The organism is Collinsella aerofaciens (genome assembly GCF_028209885.1).
Lineage (GTDB): Bacteria > Actinomycetota > Coriobacteriia > Coriobacteriales > Coriobacteriaceae > Collinsella > Collinsella aerofaciens_BA.
This window is the reverse complement of record NZ_JAQLEM010000001.1, coordinates 12,584-27,624: the sequence shown is the minus strand read 5'-3', so window position 1 is coordinate 27,624 and position 15,041 is coordinate 12,584. Positions and strand designations below refer to the sequence as shown.

Below are 15,041 nucleotides of genomic sequence, written 5' to 3'. Positions count from 1 at the left end.
TTCGAGCGACAATCGCGCGGTCGGCGACGGCGGGGCCATATGTGTCAAAAGCATCGTCTGCCGAGGAAATCAAGCCGCTCGCCGAATTGCACGAACGTAAAAATCGCCAATTATGGAGACGGTCTCGAACACGTCGACGAAACGATGCGGTAACATCTCCCTGCAAACACTGTAGTTAGCTAAAGGGGGAGTTCGCGTGTCTGCAACCATCAAACCCTTCACCGACGAGTTCGAAGAGTATGGCCGCGATGAATCTCGCGCATCGGGCGAGGCCTCGAGCATCTCGTTTCCGACAACGGAAGACGAGGTCCGTGCCATTTTGGAAAAGCTCCATGCCGAGCGTGTCCCGGTAACGGTTCAGGGCGCCCGAACCGGCCTTGCCGCCGGTGCCGTGCCCCACGGCGGGCATATCCTCAATACTTCCCGTATGAATCGCTACTTGGGCCTTCGCCGCGATGAACAAGGCCAATTTCTGCTGCGCGTGGAGCCGGGCGTTGTGCTCTCGGAGCTGCGCAAGCAGCTGAGTAAGAAGGTGCTGCCGACTGCTGGTTGGGACCATGCATCGCTTGAGGTCTACGAGGAATTCCAAGAGGCCCCCGAGCAGTTCTTTCCCACCGATCCCACCGAGACGTCTGCCTGTCTGGGCGGCATGGCGGCATGTAACGCCTCCGGCGCCCGCAGCTACGCCTACGGCCCCATGCGCCCACATATCACGGGACTCCACGTCGCGCTGGCTGATGGCGATTTGCTTGAGCTTCAGCGCGGCGAGGCTTTTGCCCAGGGCCGCCACCTGTCGCTCGTGACGGCAGCGGGCCGTACGCTCGAGCTCGATCTTCCCGGATATACCATGCCCAAGACAAAAAATGCTTCGGGCTATTTCGTTGCTGACGATATGGATGCCATCGATCTGTTTATCGGTGCGTGTGGCACAATCGGCGTCATCACCGAACTCGAGATTGCCCTGCAGGTGGCACCCGCGGTCGTTTGGGGCGTGAGCTGCTTCTTCGACAGCGAAGACAAGGCCGTGTCCTTCACCGATTCTGTGCGTCCCGTCCTGTCCCATGCGGCTGCCATCGAGTACTTCGATGCTGGCGCCCTGGATATTCTACGTCGCCAGCGCGAGCAGTCGACGGCGTTTGCCTCGCTGCCTGCGCTCGACAAAGACGCCAAGGTCTGTGTCTACGTGGAGCTCGACTGCGACGACGAAGCCCAGGCGACTGAGGAGCTGTATCACTTGGGGTGGGTACTGGAGCTTGCGGGCGGCAGTGACGATGCGACATGGGTCGCGCGCACCGAGGTCGATCGCGAGTGTCAGCGATTCTTCCGCCATGCGGTGCCCGAGAGCGTCAACATGCTCATCGACGAGCGCCGCCGCATGGATCCCACCATCACCAAACTGGGTTCGGACATGTCGGTGCCCAACGCGCACTTGGCCGATGTTATCGCCCTCTATCGCCGCACGCTGGCGGAAAGTGGGCTTGAATCTGCCGCCTGGGGGCATATCGGTAACAACCATCTGCATGTGAACATTCTGCCGCGCGATGCACAGGATTATCGCCGCGGCGGAGAACTCTTTGCCCAGTGGGCTTCCGAGGTCACGGCCATGGGCGGTGCCGTCTCCGCAGAACACGGCGTCGGCAAGATCAAGGCGGGCTTCTTGGAGACGATGTACGGTCACGAGGCCATGGTCGAGTCGGCGCGGCTCAAGCTCCAGCTCGATCCTGCCGGGCAGCTGGGTCGCGGTAACCTGTTTTCGGAGAAGCTCTTGGATGAGCTCGTCCAGAAAGGGGGCGCGTGAAGATGAGCGATTTCCATATGGTGGTGTGCGTCAAGGCCGTGCCGGGCAGCACCGAGGTCAAGATGGACCCCAAGACCAATACCATCGTGCGCGATGGCAAGCAGGCGGTCATTAATCCCTTTGATGCGAGCGCTTTGGAATGCGCGCTGGCGCTGAAGGACGACTTTATCGGCTTTGGCATGGACGTGCGCGTGACGGTGGTGTCGATGGGCATCCCCGCGACCGAATCGCTGCTGCGCGACTGCATCGCTCGAGGCGCCGACGACGCGCTGCTGCTGACCGACCGAGCCTTTGCGGGCGCCGATACCCTGGCAACCACCTATGCCCTCAAGTGCGGCATCGAAGCGCTCGACGAGGACTTCGACCTGCTCATCTGCGGCAAGATGGCGGTGGATGGCGATACGGCCCAGATTGGCCCCGAGCTTGCCGGCGCCTTTGAGATTCCCTGCGTGACCGATGTGAGCTGCGTGCAGAGCGCAGATTTTACGACGTGCGGTGCGCTTTCGCTCGTTCACGGTTGCGATGCCGGCGAGGAGACGGTCTATCTTGAGATGCCGTGCGCGATGACGACTACCAAGGAGATTGGCCAGTTGCGTATGCCGAGTATTGCCGGTATTCGCGCGGCGGAGGAGGCGGACGTGCGCGTGGTCAGTGCCGCCGACGTGAACGCCGACCCCGCGCGTTGCGGTCTTGCCGGGTCGCCGACACAGGTCGTGCGCTCGTTTGTGCCCGACCGTGACCAAACGTGCGAGGCCGTTGAGGGGACGGCGTCCGAGCAGGCGGCAAAGCTTGCCAAGATTATCGAGGGGATGGCATAGATGAGCGGACTGATTATCGATAGCGAAGCCTGTATCGGCTGCGGTCGCTGCGTTCGCGCCTGTGCCTCGGGCGGCATCGTAGTGGAAGGCGAGCGACCCAGCCGATGCGCCCGCGTAACCGACGGCTGCATCCTATGCGGTGGGTGCGTCGACGCCTGCCCTGTCAACGCTATCTCGATCGAGCGTGACGAGGCCGCTGGTGCGGTGGACCTTGATGCATATCGAGACATTTGGGTATTCGCGCAGACCGACGAGCACAATACGGTGACTCCCGTTGCCTATGAGCTTATGGGCAAGGGCCGCGAGCTTGCCGATGCTCGCGACTGCCGTCTGGTGGCACTGATCGGTATGGGTCCCGAGGGTTCTCTCGGCGACCTGGAGCATCTGGTTTGCGCGGGCGCCGACGAAGTCCTGGCCTGTCGCGACGAGCGCCTGCGCCAAAACGATGCGGAGGTCTACGCCCGCTTGATCTGCGATTTGGTAGCCGAACGCAAACCCGAGGCCATCCTATACGGTGCGACCGCTTTTGGCCGCGAACTGGCACCCGGCGTTGCTGTGCGCTTGCAGACGGGCCTTACGGCTGACTGCACCGTACTTTCGATGGATACGGAGACGGGACTGCTGCAACAGACGCGTCCGGCGTTTGGCGGCAACCTGATGGCCACCATCGTCTGCCCCAATCATCGTCCCCAGATGGCAACAGTTCGTCCCGGCATCTTTAAGGCGCCCGACTTTGACTACGGCCGCTCCGGCACGATTACCCAGATATCGCTTGCGGATGATGCTAAGGCTCGTGTCGAGATCTCGATTCCCGCCGAGGAGTGGGGGCAGCAGGCCTCGATCGCCGATGCCGAGCGCTTGGTCGTGGTGGGCCGCGGCATTGGCTCCAAGAAGAATCTGCCCCTGATGCGAAGGCTCGCCGAGGCTCTGGGAGCCGAGCTTGGTTGCACGCGACCTGTCGTGGAGGCCGGCTGGTTGGAGTATCGCCATCAGATTGGCCAGACCGGCGTATCGGTTTCGCCCAAGCTTCTCGTGAGTATCGGTGTTTCGGGCGCCATCCAGCATCTTGCCGGCATCGGTGGGGCAGAGTGCATTATCGCCATCAACGAGGACCCGGATGCCCCCATTTTTGGTGCTGCCCAGTACAAGGTTGTTGGGGACGCCGCCGAGGTCGTCGAGGAGCTGCTGGCCCAGCTTGAGCGCTAGGCGCGCGCCAGCCAGTCGCGCATCTCGTCCTTTAGGCACTCCCAGGTCGCTTGCGTGGTGGGATTGGTAAAGGGGCGCATAATGCCAAAGGGTGCGTCGAGCAGGCGGTAGATATCGCCCTGTTCGCGCGCCAGCGCGCGGCTTGCTGGATAGACGAGCTCAAACATAAAGCAGATGAGCCCCACCAGGTAGTCCGCCGGCTCGTTGCGCTCGTCGCGCGCGACGCACCGATGCTCGTCAAAGGCGGCAAGCGTCGGTACCGAAAAGCGACTTGCTAGAAACGCGTCCTCATCCACTTTGAGGATGGTGTCGACGGTGCTGTCGGCGATGGTGCGCATAATGTCGATCTTGTCACCATCGCGCACGATATCGCAGAAGCACCGTGTACGCTCGTCGAGTTGTGCCGGCAGGCGAAAGTCGCTGTGATAGGCGATGCTCGCTCGGATGAGCTCGTCATGCGCACCGGTTTCGATAAAGTCACGGATGTTTGTCGTGGCGGGTGCATCGGCGGGATTCTCGCCAAAGAGGACCTCGATGCCCAGCGCCGCATGGCTCATGCTCTCGGCGTCCTTAAAGGTGTCCCAGCGTCGCAGCTGCTCAAAGCGGCCCATATCGTGTAGCAGGCCGCAAAGCCATGCCAGGTCAATATCTTCTGACGACCAGCCCTGCTCGCGCGCTACGGCATCGCATGCCTCGGCCACGTGGTACGTATGCTCGATTTTGAGCGCGATGCGTGGGTTGGTGGCGTCGTAGGCATCGGTGTAGCTTTTGAAGGCCGCGCGCGCCCGGTCTCGATCGATAGCTGTCATAATGACTTCCTAAAAAGTTGTGTCTTTCGATCCGGTGGCAATTGTAGGTGAACTCGGTTGCTGTCGGATGATGATTCTGCCGTATCGCTACATGCGGCTCGGAGACCTTGTCAGGGTGAGAAGCGTATGGTGCTCAAAATCGTTAGAACCGTCTGGCCGGTGATGCTTACCTATGTTGCAATAGGCGCGCCGTGCGGAATGATCATGGGGCAGACGGGAATGGAGCCCTGGATGGTCTTTGCTCTGAGCAGCACGTTTGTGACGGGCAGCGGGCAGTTTATGATCTGCAACCTGTGGCTGGCGGGTGTGCCTGCAGCATCGATCGTCGCGAGCGTCGCCGCCGTCTCCTCGCGTTTTGCGCTTTACTCGGCATCGATCGCGCCGCATCTGACGGGTGCCTCGAAGTGTCAGACGCTGGCTGTTGCCGCGACACTTACCGAGGAGGCATACGGCATCTCGCTTGCCAAGTTGGTTGAAGGGGAGGATTGGGGCCCGCGTGAGTCCTTCGTGCTCAACGTGATCCTTATCGCAACATGGGGCGTTTCGTGTACGACGGGCGCCATCGTCGGCGCCGTTGTCGATGTTCCCACCGCCATTGCAGCCTTTGTCTGCACCTCACTCTTTATCTGCCTGCTCTTTTCGCAGCGGCTGTCGCGCGGCAATGTCGTGGCTGCTGTTATGGCTGCGGTGTCTGTCGCCATATGCAAGTTCTTGGGCCTCACGAATATTGCCGTGCCGGCAAGCGTCGTGGCCGGCATTGCCATTGCGTTGGCGTGCGATGCTGTATTTGACGGAAGAGGTGCCCGCGATGCCCGTTAACGAGTTCTTGGTTCTGTGGCTGTCGTCGTGGGCTGCTATCGCGTTCTTTCGCATCGCGCCGGCGTTCGCCTTGCGCGGGCGGACCCTGTCGCCCCGTATTACCGAGGCCCTGGGCTATATCCCGCCCGCTGCCTTTGCCGCGCTGGTCGCCAACGACTTGGTGAGCCCCGGCGCGTTCGACGCGGGACTCTGGCCTGCCTTGGTTCCCTGGATTGCGGCCGCCGGCGTCGTGGTCGTGGCGGTCAAGACAAAATCGATGCTGTGGTGCTGCGTCTCGGGCATCGTACTCTATATCGTCTTGAGCCTTATATAGGGGTGGCGTCGCGGGCGCCGAATCTCGTTCCATCCCAACTTGTCGAATTTTTCACCGAGCTGGTCTATTTCTTCTGGTACCATGGTCAAACTTTACTGTAGCAAAGCATGACGTGGGCTTTTGTTCCGCGTCAGCGGAAATGGGGGTTTCATGGCACAGGAAGCGACTGCCAACGAGCAAAAGAAATTCAAGGTTCCGCGCATCCCGGGCGACATCATGATCTATCCGATGATCGTCGGTCTTTTGCTCAACACCTTCTGCCCGCAGGTTTTTGAGATCGGCGGCTTCTTTACGGCTGCCTGCCGCGGTGGCTCCAATACCATCGTCGCCGCGATCCTGCTGTTCGTGGGCGCCGGCATCAGCTTTAAGTCCACGCCGGGCGCCATCAAGACCGGTATCGTCGTGCTGATTCCCAAGCTGGTCGTCGCAGCGGCTCTCGGCCTAGGCGTGGCATATTTCTTTAACGACAACTTCCTGGGTCTGAGCTCCGTGTCTATCATCGGCGGCATTACGTTTTGCAACATGGCGCTCTATACGGGCATCATGGGCGAGTTCGGCGATGAGTCCGAGCAGGGCGCCGTCGGTATCCTGTTCTTTACGGCCGGCCCCGCCGTCACGATGATCATCCTTGGTGTTTCGGGTCTTGCCAACATCCCTGTCGGTACTATCATCGGCTCCATTTTGCCGCTCGTTATCGGCATGGTTCTGGGCAACCTGTTCCCGTTTATCAAGAACCTGCTGGTTCCCGGTTCCAACCCTGCGATTGCCGTCATCGGATTTCAGCTTGGCGCGTCCATGAGCCTGTCGAGCTTTATCACCGGCGGTATTTCCGGCATCTTGCTGGGCCTTGTCACGCTGTTTGTCGTCGGTCCCATCACCTTTGCGTTCGAGCGCCTGTGCGGTGGTAACGGCAAGGCTGCCGTGGCTTGTTCCACCATCGCCGGCACGGCTATGACCACGCCGGTTGCTCTCGCCGAGGTCGCGCCGCGCTACGCCGAGCTTGCGCCCACCGCGTACGCCCAGATCGCCACTGCCGTTATCATCACGGCAATCATGGCTCCGATTCTGACCGGCTGGGTCGACAAGAAGTTCTGCCAGGGCAAGGAGGACCTGTCGCCTGCCGGTGTCGAGGCCATCGAGGAGGCCGTCGCGACCGACATCGATGGCGAATAGCAATCGCTACCAATCAATGATGCCGGAGTGCAATTCGCGCCGTTTGAGCGCCCGAACGATGACTGTTTTGCAGTGACGTTCGGGCGCTCTGCTATGATTCCCCTTACCCCTGCGGGTAGGGGGTGTTTGTTGCCCAGACCAGAATCGGGCGATTCTGACCACTTGAATATTGAAGGGATGGCGTCTAGTGGTTAAGGCACTCAAGATTGAGATATTCCTGCTATGCATGATTGTTCTTATCGGGCTTGCCGCACGAAGCCGCCGCTCCTTGTTCTCGAGCACCCAGCAGCTTCTGTTTAGCATGCTGGGCTACACGTCTGCAGCCTACATTTTCTTCGATATGATCTGGACGCTCTCGGACGGCGTGAGCACTCCTGTAGGCATCACGGCCAACTGGATTTCCAACGCGGTCTCGTTTTCGCTGTTCGCCATCGCGTGCCTCATTTGGTTTTTCTATTCCGAGACAGTGCAGGGCTCACGCCTTTTGACCGCGCGCTATAGGGTGGCGCTCGTGACGTTGCCAACCGTATTGGTGGTCGTGCTGGCATTTACCAGCTACTGGACGCACACTATGTTCTATATCGATGCACAGGGCGTATATCGTCGCGGAGCGCTTTATATGATTCAGCCTATCGTTAGCTACTGCTACATCATATATACGTCTTTGCATGCCTTTATTCAGACTCGAAAAGTCGAAAGTCTGCAAAAGAAGGCCATTTATCGCACCCTCGCCTTTTTTGCGGTTCCCGCTCTGGTGGGCGGTACCTTCCAGGTTTTGTTTTCGGTACCGGGCCTTTGTGTCGGTATAACGCTGAGCATCCTGCTGCTCTACATCATCTACCAGGAGCAGCTGATCTCGACCGACCCGTTGACTGGCCTCAACAATCGCAACCGTTTTGAGACCTATATGCTGTCGCTCTTTTCAAATGTGGATCAGGCCGAAGATGTATATCTGCTTATGATGGACGCTGACGGCTTTAAGCAGATTAACGACCGGTATGGACATGTTGAGGGCGATCATGCCCTCCAGGTCATATCTGCTACGCTCAAAGAGGTCTGCTCGGCGTCTGGTGGCTTTATCGCACGTTATGGCGGCGATGAGTTTGTGGTGCTTCAAAAGGCGACGGCGGAGCAGGACATCATGTGTCTGTGCGCGGCAATCAGCGACGAGCTCGCGCGCGCCGAGGTCCCGTATCTGTTGCGGATGTCCATCGGCTACGCACGGGTTGGTGACGGTGTCGATACCTGGCAAGACTTACTTCGCGCTGCCGACGCGGAGCTCTACCGCGTAAAGCGCGAGAAGAAGAAAGCCGGCGTCCAGATACGCTAGAAAAAAAGGGCGAACGCTGGCGTGCGTTGCGGCCCTCAGCTCACCGATGTACTCCATTAAGCTAAAGCATGCGAATCTCCTCTACTAAATAAGGGCGGTTCGCTAGGCTTTTTTGGGTTTGTTGACGATGATGATGCCGCCGCAGACCAACAGCAGGGCAACAAGTACGGTAACGGGGCTCGTGCCAGCGCCCTCGCCGAGCAGCAGTGCGCTCAACAGCACGCCAAAGACCGGGTTCATAAAGCCAAAGACCGAAACGCGGCTGACGGGGTTGACGGCGAGCAGGCGGGACCACAGCGAGTACGCGACGGCGGAAATGAGCGCCATATAAATGATGAGCGCGATGGCGGGGGCGATTTCGGTGGGGAAAAACGTGCCGCCCATCAAAAACCCGATTGCGGTAAGGACCACGCCACCGACTAAAAACTGCCAGCCGGCGAGCAAGACGCCGTCATGCTCGCGCGAGAAGATGCCAATGAGGCAGGTCGACAGGGCGCCCGCAACAGTGGAAGCCAAGATAAATCCCTCGCCGTCGAGCGTAAAGCCAAAGGTGCCATCCGCGCCCGAAAGGTTGACGAGCGCGACGCCTGCAAAGCCCAGCACACAGCCAAGCACCTTGGGCGTATTGAGCCTCTCGGTGTGAAATGCCAAGGCGGCAAAGAGAATTGCGAGGAAGTTGGCGCTGGCCTCGATGATGGAACTCGACATGGCGCTGGCGCGCGAGAGTCCTAGGTAGAAAAAGAAGTACTGCCCGATAGTCTGGAAGAGTGACAAGACAAAGATGGGCTTGATGTCACGAGCCTGCGGAATGAGGGGACGGCGTTGGGCCGCACTCATCCCAACGATAACCAGGGCGCCGGCAAGCGTGAAGCGCAAGCCCGCAAAGAGCAGCTGTGAGGCGCTATCGTGCGCGGGGATGCCAAAGAGCCCGTAACCGATCTTGATGCAGGGGAAAGCCGACCCCCAGAGCGCACAGCAGACGAGGCAGCCCAGGATGAGTCCGGGTAGGGTGGCGAGATACGGCTTGCGGCTTTCCATGATGTCCTTCCTGTATGCGCGAAGCAAAAAAGAACCCGCCACCGGGTGTGCCGGTGGCGGGTGTTGTTACCCGAGGGGATTGTACCCGATGGGACGCATTAAGCGAAGTAGGCCACGCCGCTCTCAAAGATCGGCATGAACTTATCGCCGGGGACATGCTCGGGCACGTTGCGGTACAGGTTGTCGCCACGACGCTCGGCATGGCCCATCTTGCCCAGGACGCGGCCGTCGGGGCTCGTGATGCCCTCGATGGCGAGTGCGGAGCCGTTGGGGTTGACGGAAAGATCTATGCTGGGCTTGCCGTCCTCGCCCACGTACTGCGTGGTGACCTGGCCGTTGGCGATGAGCTGGGCGAGCACCTCGTCGTTGGCGACAAAGCGGCCCTCGCCGTGGCTGATGGCGACGGTGTAGGGGTCGTCCAGGCTGCACTGCGATAGCCACGGGGACAGGTTGGACGAGATACGGGTGCGCACCAGACGGCTCTGATGGCGACCGATGGTGTTGAACGTCAGCGTGGGCGCATCGGGCGTGGCGTCGACGATGTCGCCGTAGGGCACCAGACCGAGCTTGATCAGGGCCTGGAAGCCGTTGCAGATGCCCAGCATCAGGCCGTCGCGGGCCTTGAGCAGGTCGCGGACTGCCTCGGTGACCTCGGGAGCGCGGAAGAACGCCGTGATGAACTTGGCGGAGCCATCGGGCTCGTCGCCGCCCGAGAAGCCGCCGGGGATCATGACGATCTGGCTTGCACGGATGCGGCGGGCAAGCTCGTGGGTGCTTTCGGCGACGGCCTCGGGCGTGAGGTTGTTGATCACGAAGGTGTCGGCCTCGGCGCCGGCGGCGCGGAAAGCGCGGGCGCTATCGTACTCGCAGTTGTTGCCGGGGAACACGGGGATTACCACGCGCGGGCGGGCGATCTTGGCGCCGCTGTACACGTGGATATCCTTGGCACGGAAGTCGATGGTCTCGACCTTGGCAGTCTCGCCGGCGCTGCGGTAGGCAAAGACGCCCTCGATGCCGCTCTCCCAGGCCTCCTGGAGCTCGGAGAGCTCGATGACCTCGGAGCCGGTATCGATGACATAGCCCTCGACGGTGGTGCCCAGGGGCTCGACGACAACGCCGTCGGCGACCTCGGGCAGCTCGGCGTCCTCGGCGAGCTCGACGATAAAGCTGCCGTAGAGCGGGGTGAAGAGGCTCTCTACGTCTACATCCTCGGCAAGCTCGATACCGATCTGGTTACCGACGCACATCTTAAAGAGGCTCTCGGCGCCGCAGCCGTAGCCGGGCGTGGAGACGGCCAGGGCGTCGCCGGTAGCAGTGAGCGCCTCGACGGCGTCAAACGCGGCGAGCAGCTGCTGGGCGTCGGGACGGTAGTCCTCGCCATAGGTGGCGGGGGCGATGCGGACGACTCGGTGCGTGAGGCCCTTGAACTCGGGCGAGACGGCGCGGGCGGCCTTGCCCACGGCGACGGCGAAGCTGATCAGGGTCGGCGGAACGTTGAGCTCGCCGGTCTCGTCCTCAAACGAACCGCTCATGGAGTCCTTGCCGCCGATGGCGCCGGCACCCAGGTCGACTTGGGCCATAAGGGCGCCCAAGACGGCTGCCGTGGGCTTGCCCCAGCGCTCGGCCTCGGTGCGCAGACGCTCGAAGTACTCCTGGAAGGAGAGATAGGCGCGCTTGTGCTCAAAGCCGGCAGCCACGAGCTTGGCGATGGACTCGACCACGGACAGGTAGGCGCCCGCAAACTGGTCGGCCTCTATCAGATAGGGGTTGAAGCCCCATGCCATGGCACTCGCCGTGGTGGTCTCGCCGTCCACGGGGAACTTGGCGACCATGGCCGAGCTGGGGGTGAGCTGCGTCTTGCCGCCAAAGGGCATGAGCACGGTCGCGGCGCCGATGGTGGAGTCGAAGCGCTCGGAAAGGCCCTTGTTGGAAGCGACGTTGAGGTCGGTGACGAGCGAGGTCATGCGCTCGGCGAGCGTGGTGCCGGCCCAGCTGGGCTGCCACACGCTACGGGCGCACACGTGGGCGACCTGGTGCTTGGGTGCGCCGTTGGAGTTGAGGAACTCGCGGGACAGGTCGACGATAGCGACGCCGTTCCAGGCCATGCGCATGCGCGGCTCAGCGGTAACCTCGGCGATAACGGTCGCCTCCAGGTTCTCCTCGGCGGCGTAGCCCATGAACTCCTCGACGTCACCGTCGGCGACGGCGCAGGCCATACGCTCCTGGGACTCGGAGATGGCGAGCTCGGTGCCGTCCAGGCCGTCGTACTTCTTGGTCACGGTGTCCAGGTCGACATACAGGCCGTCGGCAAGCTCACCCACGGCGACCGAGACGCCGCCGGCGCCAAAGTCGTTGCAGCGCTTGATCAGACGGCAGGCGTCGCCGCGGCGGAACAGACGCTGCAGCTTGCGCTCGACCGGGGCGTTGCCCTTCTGGACCTCGGCACCCGAGGTCTCGATGGACTCGGTGTTCTGGGTCTTGGAGGAGCCGGTGGCGCCACCGATGCCATCGCGGCCGGTGCGGCCGCCCAGCAGGATGATCTTGTCGGTGGGGGCGGGGCACTCGCGACGAACGTGGTTTGCCGGGGTGGCGCCCACGACGGCGCCAACTTCCATGCGCTTGGCCACGTAACCGGGGTGATAGAGCTCGTTGACCTGGCCGGTGGCAAGGCCGATCTGGTTGCCGTAGCTGGAGTAGCCGGCGGCGGCGGTGGTTACGAGCTTGCGCTGCGGCAGCTTGCCCTCGAGCGTCTCGGACACGGGGACGGTGGGGTCGCCGGCGCCGGTGACACGCATGGCCTGGTACACGTAGCTGCGGCCCGAGAGCGGGTCGCGGATGGCGCCGCCCACGCAGGTGGCGGCACCGCCGAAGGGCTCGATCTCGGTCGGGTGGTTGTGGGTCTCGTTCTTAAACAGGAACAGCCAGTCCTGGTCCTCGCCGTCGACATCGACCTTCACCTTGACGGTGCAGGCGTTGATCTCCTCGGACTCGTCGACATCGGTCATGACGCCGGTCTTCTTGAGGTACTTGGCGCCGATGGTGCCCATGTCCATGAGGCAGACGGGCTTGGCGTCGCGACCGAGCTCGTGGCGCATCTCCATGTAGCGGTCGAAGGCCTGCTGCACCACGGCGTCGTCGATCGTCACGTCGTCCAGGACGGTGCCGAAGGTGGTGTGGCGGCAGTGATCGGACCAATAGGTGTCGATCACGCGGATCTCGGTGATGGTGGGGTCGCGGTCCTCATCGCGGAAGTACTGCTGGCAGAAGGCGATATCCGCTTCGTCCATGGCAAGGCCGCGATCGGCGATAAAGGCGGCAAGGCCGGCCTCGTCGAGCTCGCGGAAGCCGTCGAGCACCTCGACGGGCTGGGGTTCGGGGGTCTCCATGTACAGCGTCTCGGGCAGGTCGAGCGAGGCGATGCGCGCCTCGACGGGGTTCACCACGTAGTGCTTGATGGCCTCGATGGCGGCTTCGTCCAGAGCGCCCGAGATCATATAGACCTTGGCGGAGCGCACGGCGGGGCGCTCGCCCTGGCTGATGAGCTGCACGCACTCGCTGGCGGAGTCGGCGCGCTGGTCAAACTGGCCAGGCAGGAATTCGACGGCAAAGACGGCGCCATCGCTTGCGGGGAGCTCGTCGTAGGTCACATCGACCTGGGGCTCGCTAAAGACGGTCGGCACGCAGGAGCGGAAAAGCTCCTCGTCGATGCCCTCGACGTCGTAGCGGTTGATGATCCTCAGGGCCTCGATGCCCTTGATGCCGAGAATTTCGGTCAGCTCACCCTTGAGCTGCTGAGCCTCGACGTCGAACCCGGGTTTCTTCTCCACGTAGATACGAGAGACCATTGGTTCCTGCCTTCCTGATCGGTTGGGCGTACGGTACGGTATGCGGCAGCGGTCGGTTTGCGGGGCCTGCCCCGCGGTCGCCTTGAGCCACATGTTTGTAAACCTCACTATGATACGACAGCTCGTGGCGCGTTGAGGACGGCGAGGGTGCTACAGTGAAGCGCAAACAAGAGAAAGGCATCACATGGCATTTGTTTCGCTCGCCATCATCGCACTCGTGGCCTTTGCAAGCCCCTTCATCGCTTCGGCGATTCCCGGAAAGCCCGTTCCCGAGACGGTCTTTTTGCTCGTGCTCGGCGCGGTGCTGGGCCCGCATATGCTCGGTCTTATCCATGTGGATGCCGAGGTCTCGCTGGTGTCCGAGCTGGGTCTGGCCTTTTTGTTCCTGCTTGCCGGCTTTGAGATCGACCCTAAGAACATTACGGGTGTGGAGGGGCGCTACGGCTTGGCGACGTGGGCCGTTACGTTTGGCATCGCCTGGCTTGCCGTGCGCTTTACGCCGTGGTTCTCGGTCAGCCATTTCGACGGTATTGCCGTGACGCTCGCCCTCACTTCGACGGCGCTCGGCACGCTTGTGCCCATCATGCGCGAGCGCTCGCTCACCGGCACGCGCGTTGGCGACTCGATTCTCGCGTATGGCACTTGGGGCGAGCTCGGTCCCGTGCTCGCCATGTCGGTGCTGCTGTCTGCCCGCACCGGCATCCAGACGCTCGTGATTCTTGGCCTGTTTGCTGTGGTCTGCGTGCTGCTGGCCGTGGTCCCAAGTCGTTCCAGGCGCGTCGGCAGCCGCTTCTTTTCGTTTGTCGAGGAACGCGCCGATACCACGTCGCAGACCTTCGTGCGTCTGACGGTGCTCATCCTGGTCACGCTCGTGGCGTTCTCGGCCATCTTTGACCTCGACATCGTGTTGGGTTCTTTTGCCGCCGGCTTTGTCCTGCGCTATATCATCCCCGAGGGCAACCATACGCTCGAGACCAAGCTCGACGGCCTGGCCTACGGCTTTTTGATTCCGGTGTTCTTTACCGTATCGGGCGCAAAGATCGACCTGACGGCCGTGGCGTCGCGCCCGGGCTTGCTCGCGGGCTTTATCGTGGCGTTGCTGATTATTCGTGCCGTGCCCATCCTCGTCTCTATGGGCATTTGTCCTGCGACGCGCGATGTGTCGGCGTATGGCCGCATTACCGTGGCCCTGTACTGCACCACGGCGCTTCCGATCATCGTTGCCGTGACGAGCGTTGCCGTCAACGCGGGCGCGCTGTCGCAAGATATTGCGTCGGTCATGGTTGCCGCCGGTGCCATCACGGTGTTCTTGATGCCGCTGCTCGCGCAGCTCTTCTACCGCGTGGTCGACGCCGCACCGGTCGCTGCCGTGGCAGAGGTTGCCGAGCATCCATCCGATGCGCTCGACATCTTGCGCGCCCATCACGATTTGGCGAGCCTGCTCGCACGCGAGCACGAGCTGCTGACCTCGCATGGACATGGGCGTTCGCTCGACGGCATACCTACCCTTGATTCCATTGCCGACCGCCTCTCGACCGAGGCGGCAAGCGGGCACATCGATGCCCGTATCGTGGACGCCGCTCATTTGCTGGCCGAGAAGACCTATGGCGACGAGATCGACCCGTCCAAGCTGACTCCGCGTGAGCGCCGCCGCCTGGAGCGCGCCAAGCTCGCCGTGCACGAATACCGCCGCCGCATGCTGGAGCTCTACGCGCGCGATGAAGCCCAGGACGACGACGGTAAGTAGTCGATAGCAGCGCGCCTTCTTCGCGCCAATCTTCGTTGGGAAACTGCGTCCCAGGATGAACGCTCAGGGTGGGATGCATTTTCCGCATCGACGTTCTGCGGGAAAGCGCATCCCGGTCTGAAAGCGCGAAACGGGATGTGGTTTC

Annotated in this window: 11 protein-coding genes; 8 read left to right on the top strand and 3 right to left on the bottom strand. The window is 61.9% G+C overall.

What is annotated here, in order from left to right; all coding sequences use genetic code 11:
• The first annotated feature begins 196 nt into the window (after positions 1-196).
• The 3 genes from PMX21_RS00115 to PMX21_RS00105 are packed head-to-tail and all read left to right on the top strand — an operon-like array spanning position 197 to position 3,822.
• Positions 197-1,798: an FAD-binding oxidoreductase gene (locus tag PMX21_RS00115; protein WP_271756970.1), complete on the top strand. Its 1,602-nt coding sequence runs from the start codon at positions 197-199 to the stop codon at positions 1,796-1,798.
• A 2-nt stretch (positions 1,799-1,800) separates the two neighbouring features.
• Complete coding sequence (locus tag PMX21_RS00110) at positions 1,801-2,616, top strand: electron transfer flavoprotein subunit beta/FixA family protein (protein ID WP_271756969.1); 816 nt, start codon at positions 1,801-1,803, stop codon at positions 2,614-2,616.
• Positions 2,617-3,822, top strand: coding sequence for an electron transfer flavoprotein subunit alpha (locus tag PMX21_RS00105; protein WP_271756968.1), 1,206 nt, complete (start codon positions 2,617-2,619; stop codon positions 3,820-3,822). It begins immediately after the preceding gene.
• Here PMX21_RS00105 and PMX21_RS00100 read toward each other — a convergent pair.
• On the bottom strand, positions 3,819-4,631 hold the full coding sequence (locus tag PMX21_RS00100) for an HD domain-containing protein (RefSeq protein WP_195544281.1): 813 nt from the start codon (positions 4,629-4,631) through the stop codon (positions 3,819-3,821). The genes PMX21_RS00105 and PMX21_RS00100 overlap by 4 nt on opposite strands.
• 126 nt (positions 4,632-4,757) lie before the next feature.
• Between PMX21_RS00100 and PMX21_RS00095 the strand changes: the two genes are divergently transcribed.
• The 4 genes from PMX21_RS00095 to PMX21_RS00080 all read left to right on the top strand — a co-directional run bounded on the left by PMX21_RS00095 (position 4,758) and on the right by PMX21_RS00080 (position 8,266).
• On the top strand, positions 4,758-5,450 hold the full coding sequence (locus PMX21_RS00095; protein WP_195544282.1) for an AzlC family ABC transporter permease: 693 nt from the start codon (positions 4,758-4,760) through the stop codon (positions 5,448-5,450).
• Positions 5,440-5,763 carry an AzlD domain-containing protein gene (locus PMX21_RS00090; RefSeq protein WP_035137063.1) on the top strand — a complete coding sequence of 108 codons (324 nt, stop codon included), beginning with the start codon at positions 5,440-5,442 and terminating at the stop codon, positions 5,761-5,763. The genes PMX21_RS00095 and PMX21_RS00090 overlap by 11 nt, the downstream gene beginning before the upstream one ends.
• 150 nt (positions 5,764-5,913) lie before the next feature.
• On the top strand, positions 5,914-6,936 hold the full coding sequence (locus tag PMX21_RS00085) for a 2-keto-3-deoxygluconate permease (protein WP_195544283.1): 1,023 nt from the start codon (positions 5,914-5,916) through the stop codon (positions 6,934-6,936).
• Positions 6,937-7,123: 187 nt separating this feature from the next.
• Positions 7,124-8,266 (top strand): GGDEF domain-containing protein, encoded by a 1,143-nt coding sequence (locus tag PMX21_RS00080; RefSeq protein WP_118081261.1) that lies wholly within the window; start codon positions 7,124-7,126, stop codon positions 8,264-8,266.
• Between the two features lie 102 nt (positions 8,267-8,368).
• Here the strand turns inward: PMX21_RS00080 and PMX21_RS00075 are convergent, their stop codons facing one another.
• Positions 8,369-9,304 carry a DMT family transporter gene (locus PMX21_RS00075; protein ID WP_271756967.1) on the bottom strand — a complete coding sequence of 312 codons (936 nt, stop codon included), beginning with the start codon at positions 9,302-9,304 and terminating at the stop codon, positions 8,369-8,371.
• Between the two features lie 98 nt (positions 9,305-9,402).
• Positions 9,403-13,149 carry a phosphoribosylformylglycinamidine synthase gene (locus PMX21_RS00070; protein WP_271756966.1) on the bottom strand — a complete coding sequence of 1,249 codons (3,747 nt, stop codon included), beginning with the start codon at positions 13,147-13,149 and terminating at the stop codon, positions 9,403-9,405.
• 184 nt (positions 13,150-13,333) lie between these two features.
• On the opposite strand from PMX21_RS00070, the gene PMX21_RS00065 reads away from it, so the two are divergent.
• Positions 13,334-14,896 (top strand): cation:proton antiporter, encoded by a 1,563-nt coding sequence (locus PMX21_RS00065; RefSeq protein WP_271756965.1) that lies wholly within the window; start codon positions 13,334-13,336, stop codon positions 14,894-14,896.
• Positions 14,897-15,041 lie beyond the last annotated feature (145 nt).

Bases quoted from the DNA above. Each gene is read 5' to 3' on its own strand.
- PMX21_RS00110 (WP_271756969.1), top strand. From the start codon at position 1,801: ATGAGCGATTTCCATATGGTGGTGTGCGTCAAGGCCGTGCCGGGCAGC.
- PMX21_RS00105 (WP_271756968.1), top strand. From the start codon at position 2,617: ATGAGCGGACTGATTATCGATAGCGAAGCCTGTATCGGCTGCGGTCGC.
- PMX21_RS00100 (WP_195544281.1), bottom strand. From the start codon at position 4,631: ATGACAGCTATCGATCGAGACCGGGCGCGCGCGGCCTTCAAAAGCTAC.
- PMX21_RS00095 (WP_195544282.1), top strand. From the start codon at position 4,758: ATGGTGCTCAAAATCGTTAGAACCGTCTGGCCGGTGATGCTTACCTAT.
- PMX21_RS00090 (WP_035137063.1), top strand. From the start codon at position 5,440: ATGCCCGTTAACGAGTTCTTGGTTCTGTGGCTGTCGTCGTGGGCTGCT.
- PMX21_RS00085 (WP_195544283.1), top strand. From the start codon at position 5,914: ATGGCACAGGAAGCGACTGCCAACGAGCAAAAGAAATTCAAGGTTCCG.
- PMX21_RS00075 (WP_271756967.1), bottom strand. From the start codon at position 9,304: ATGGAAAGCCGCAAGCCGTATCTCGCCACCCTACCCGGACTCATCCTG.
- PMX21_RS00070 (WP_271756966.1), bottom strand. From the start codon at position 13,149: ATGGTCTCTCGTATCTACGTGGAGAAGAAACCCGGGTTCGACGTCGAG.
- PMX21_RS00065 (WP_271756965.1), top strand. From the start codon at position 13,334: ATGGCATTTGTTTCGCTCGCCATCATCGCACTCGTGGCCTTTGCAAGC.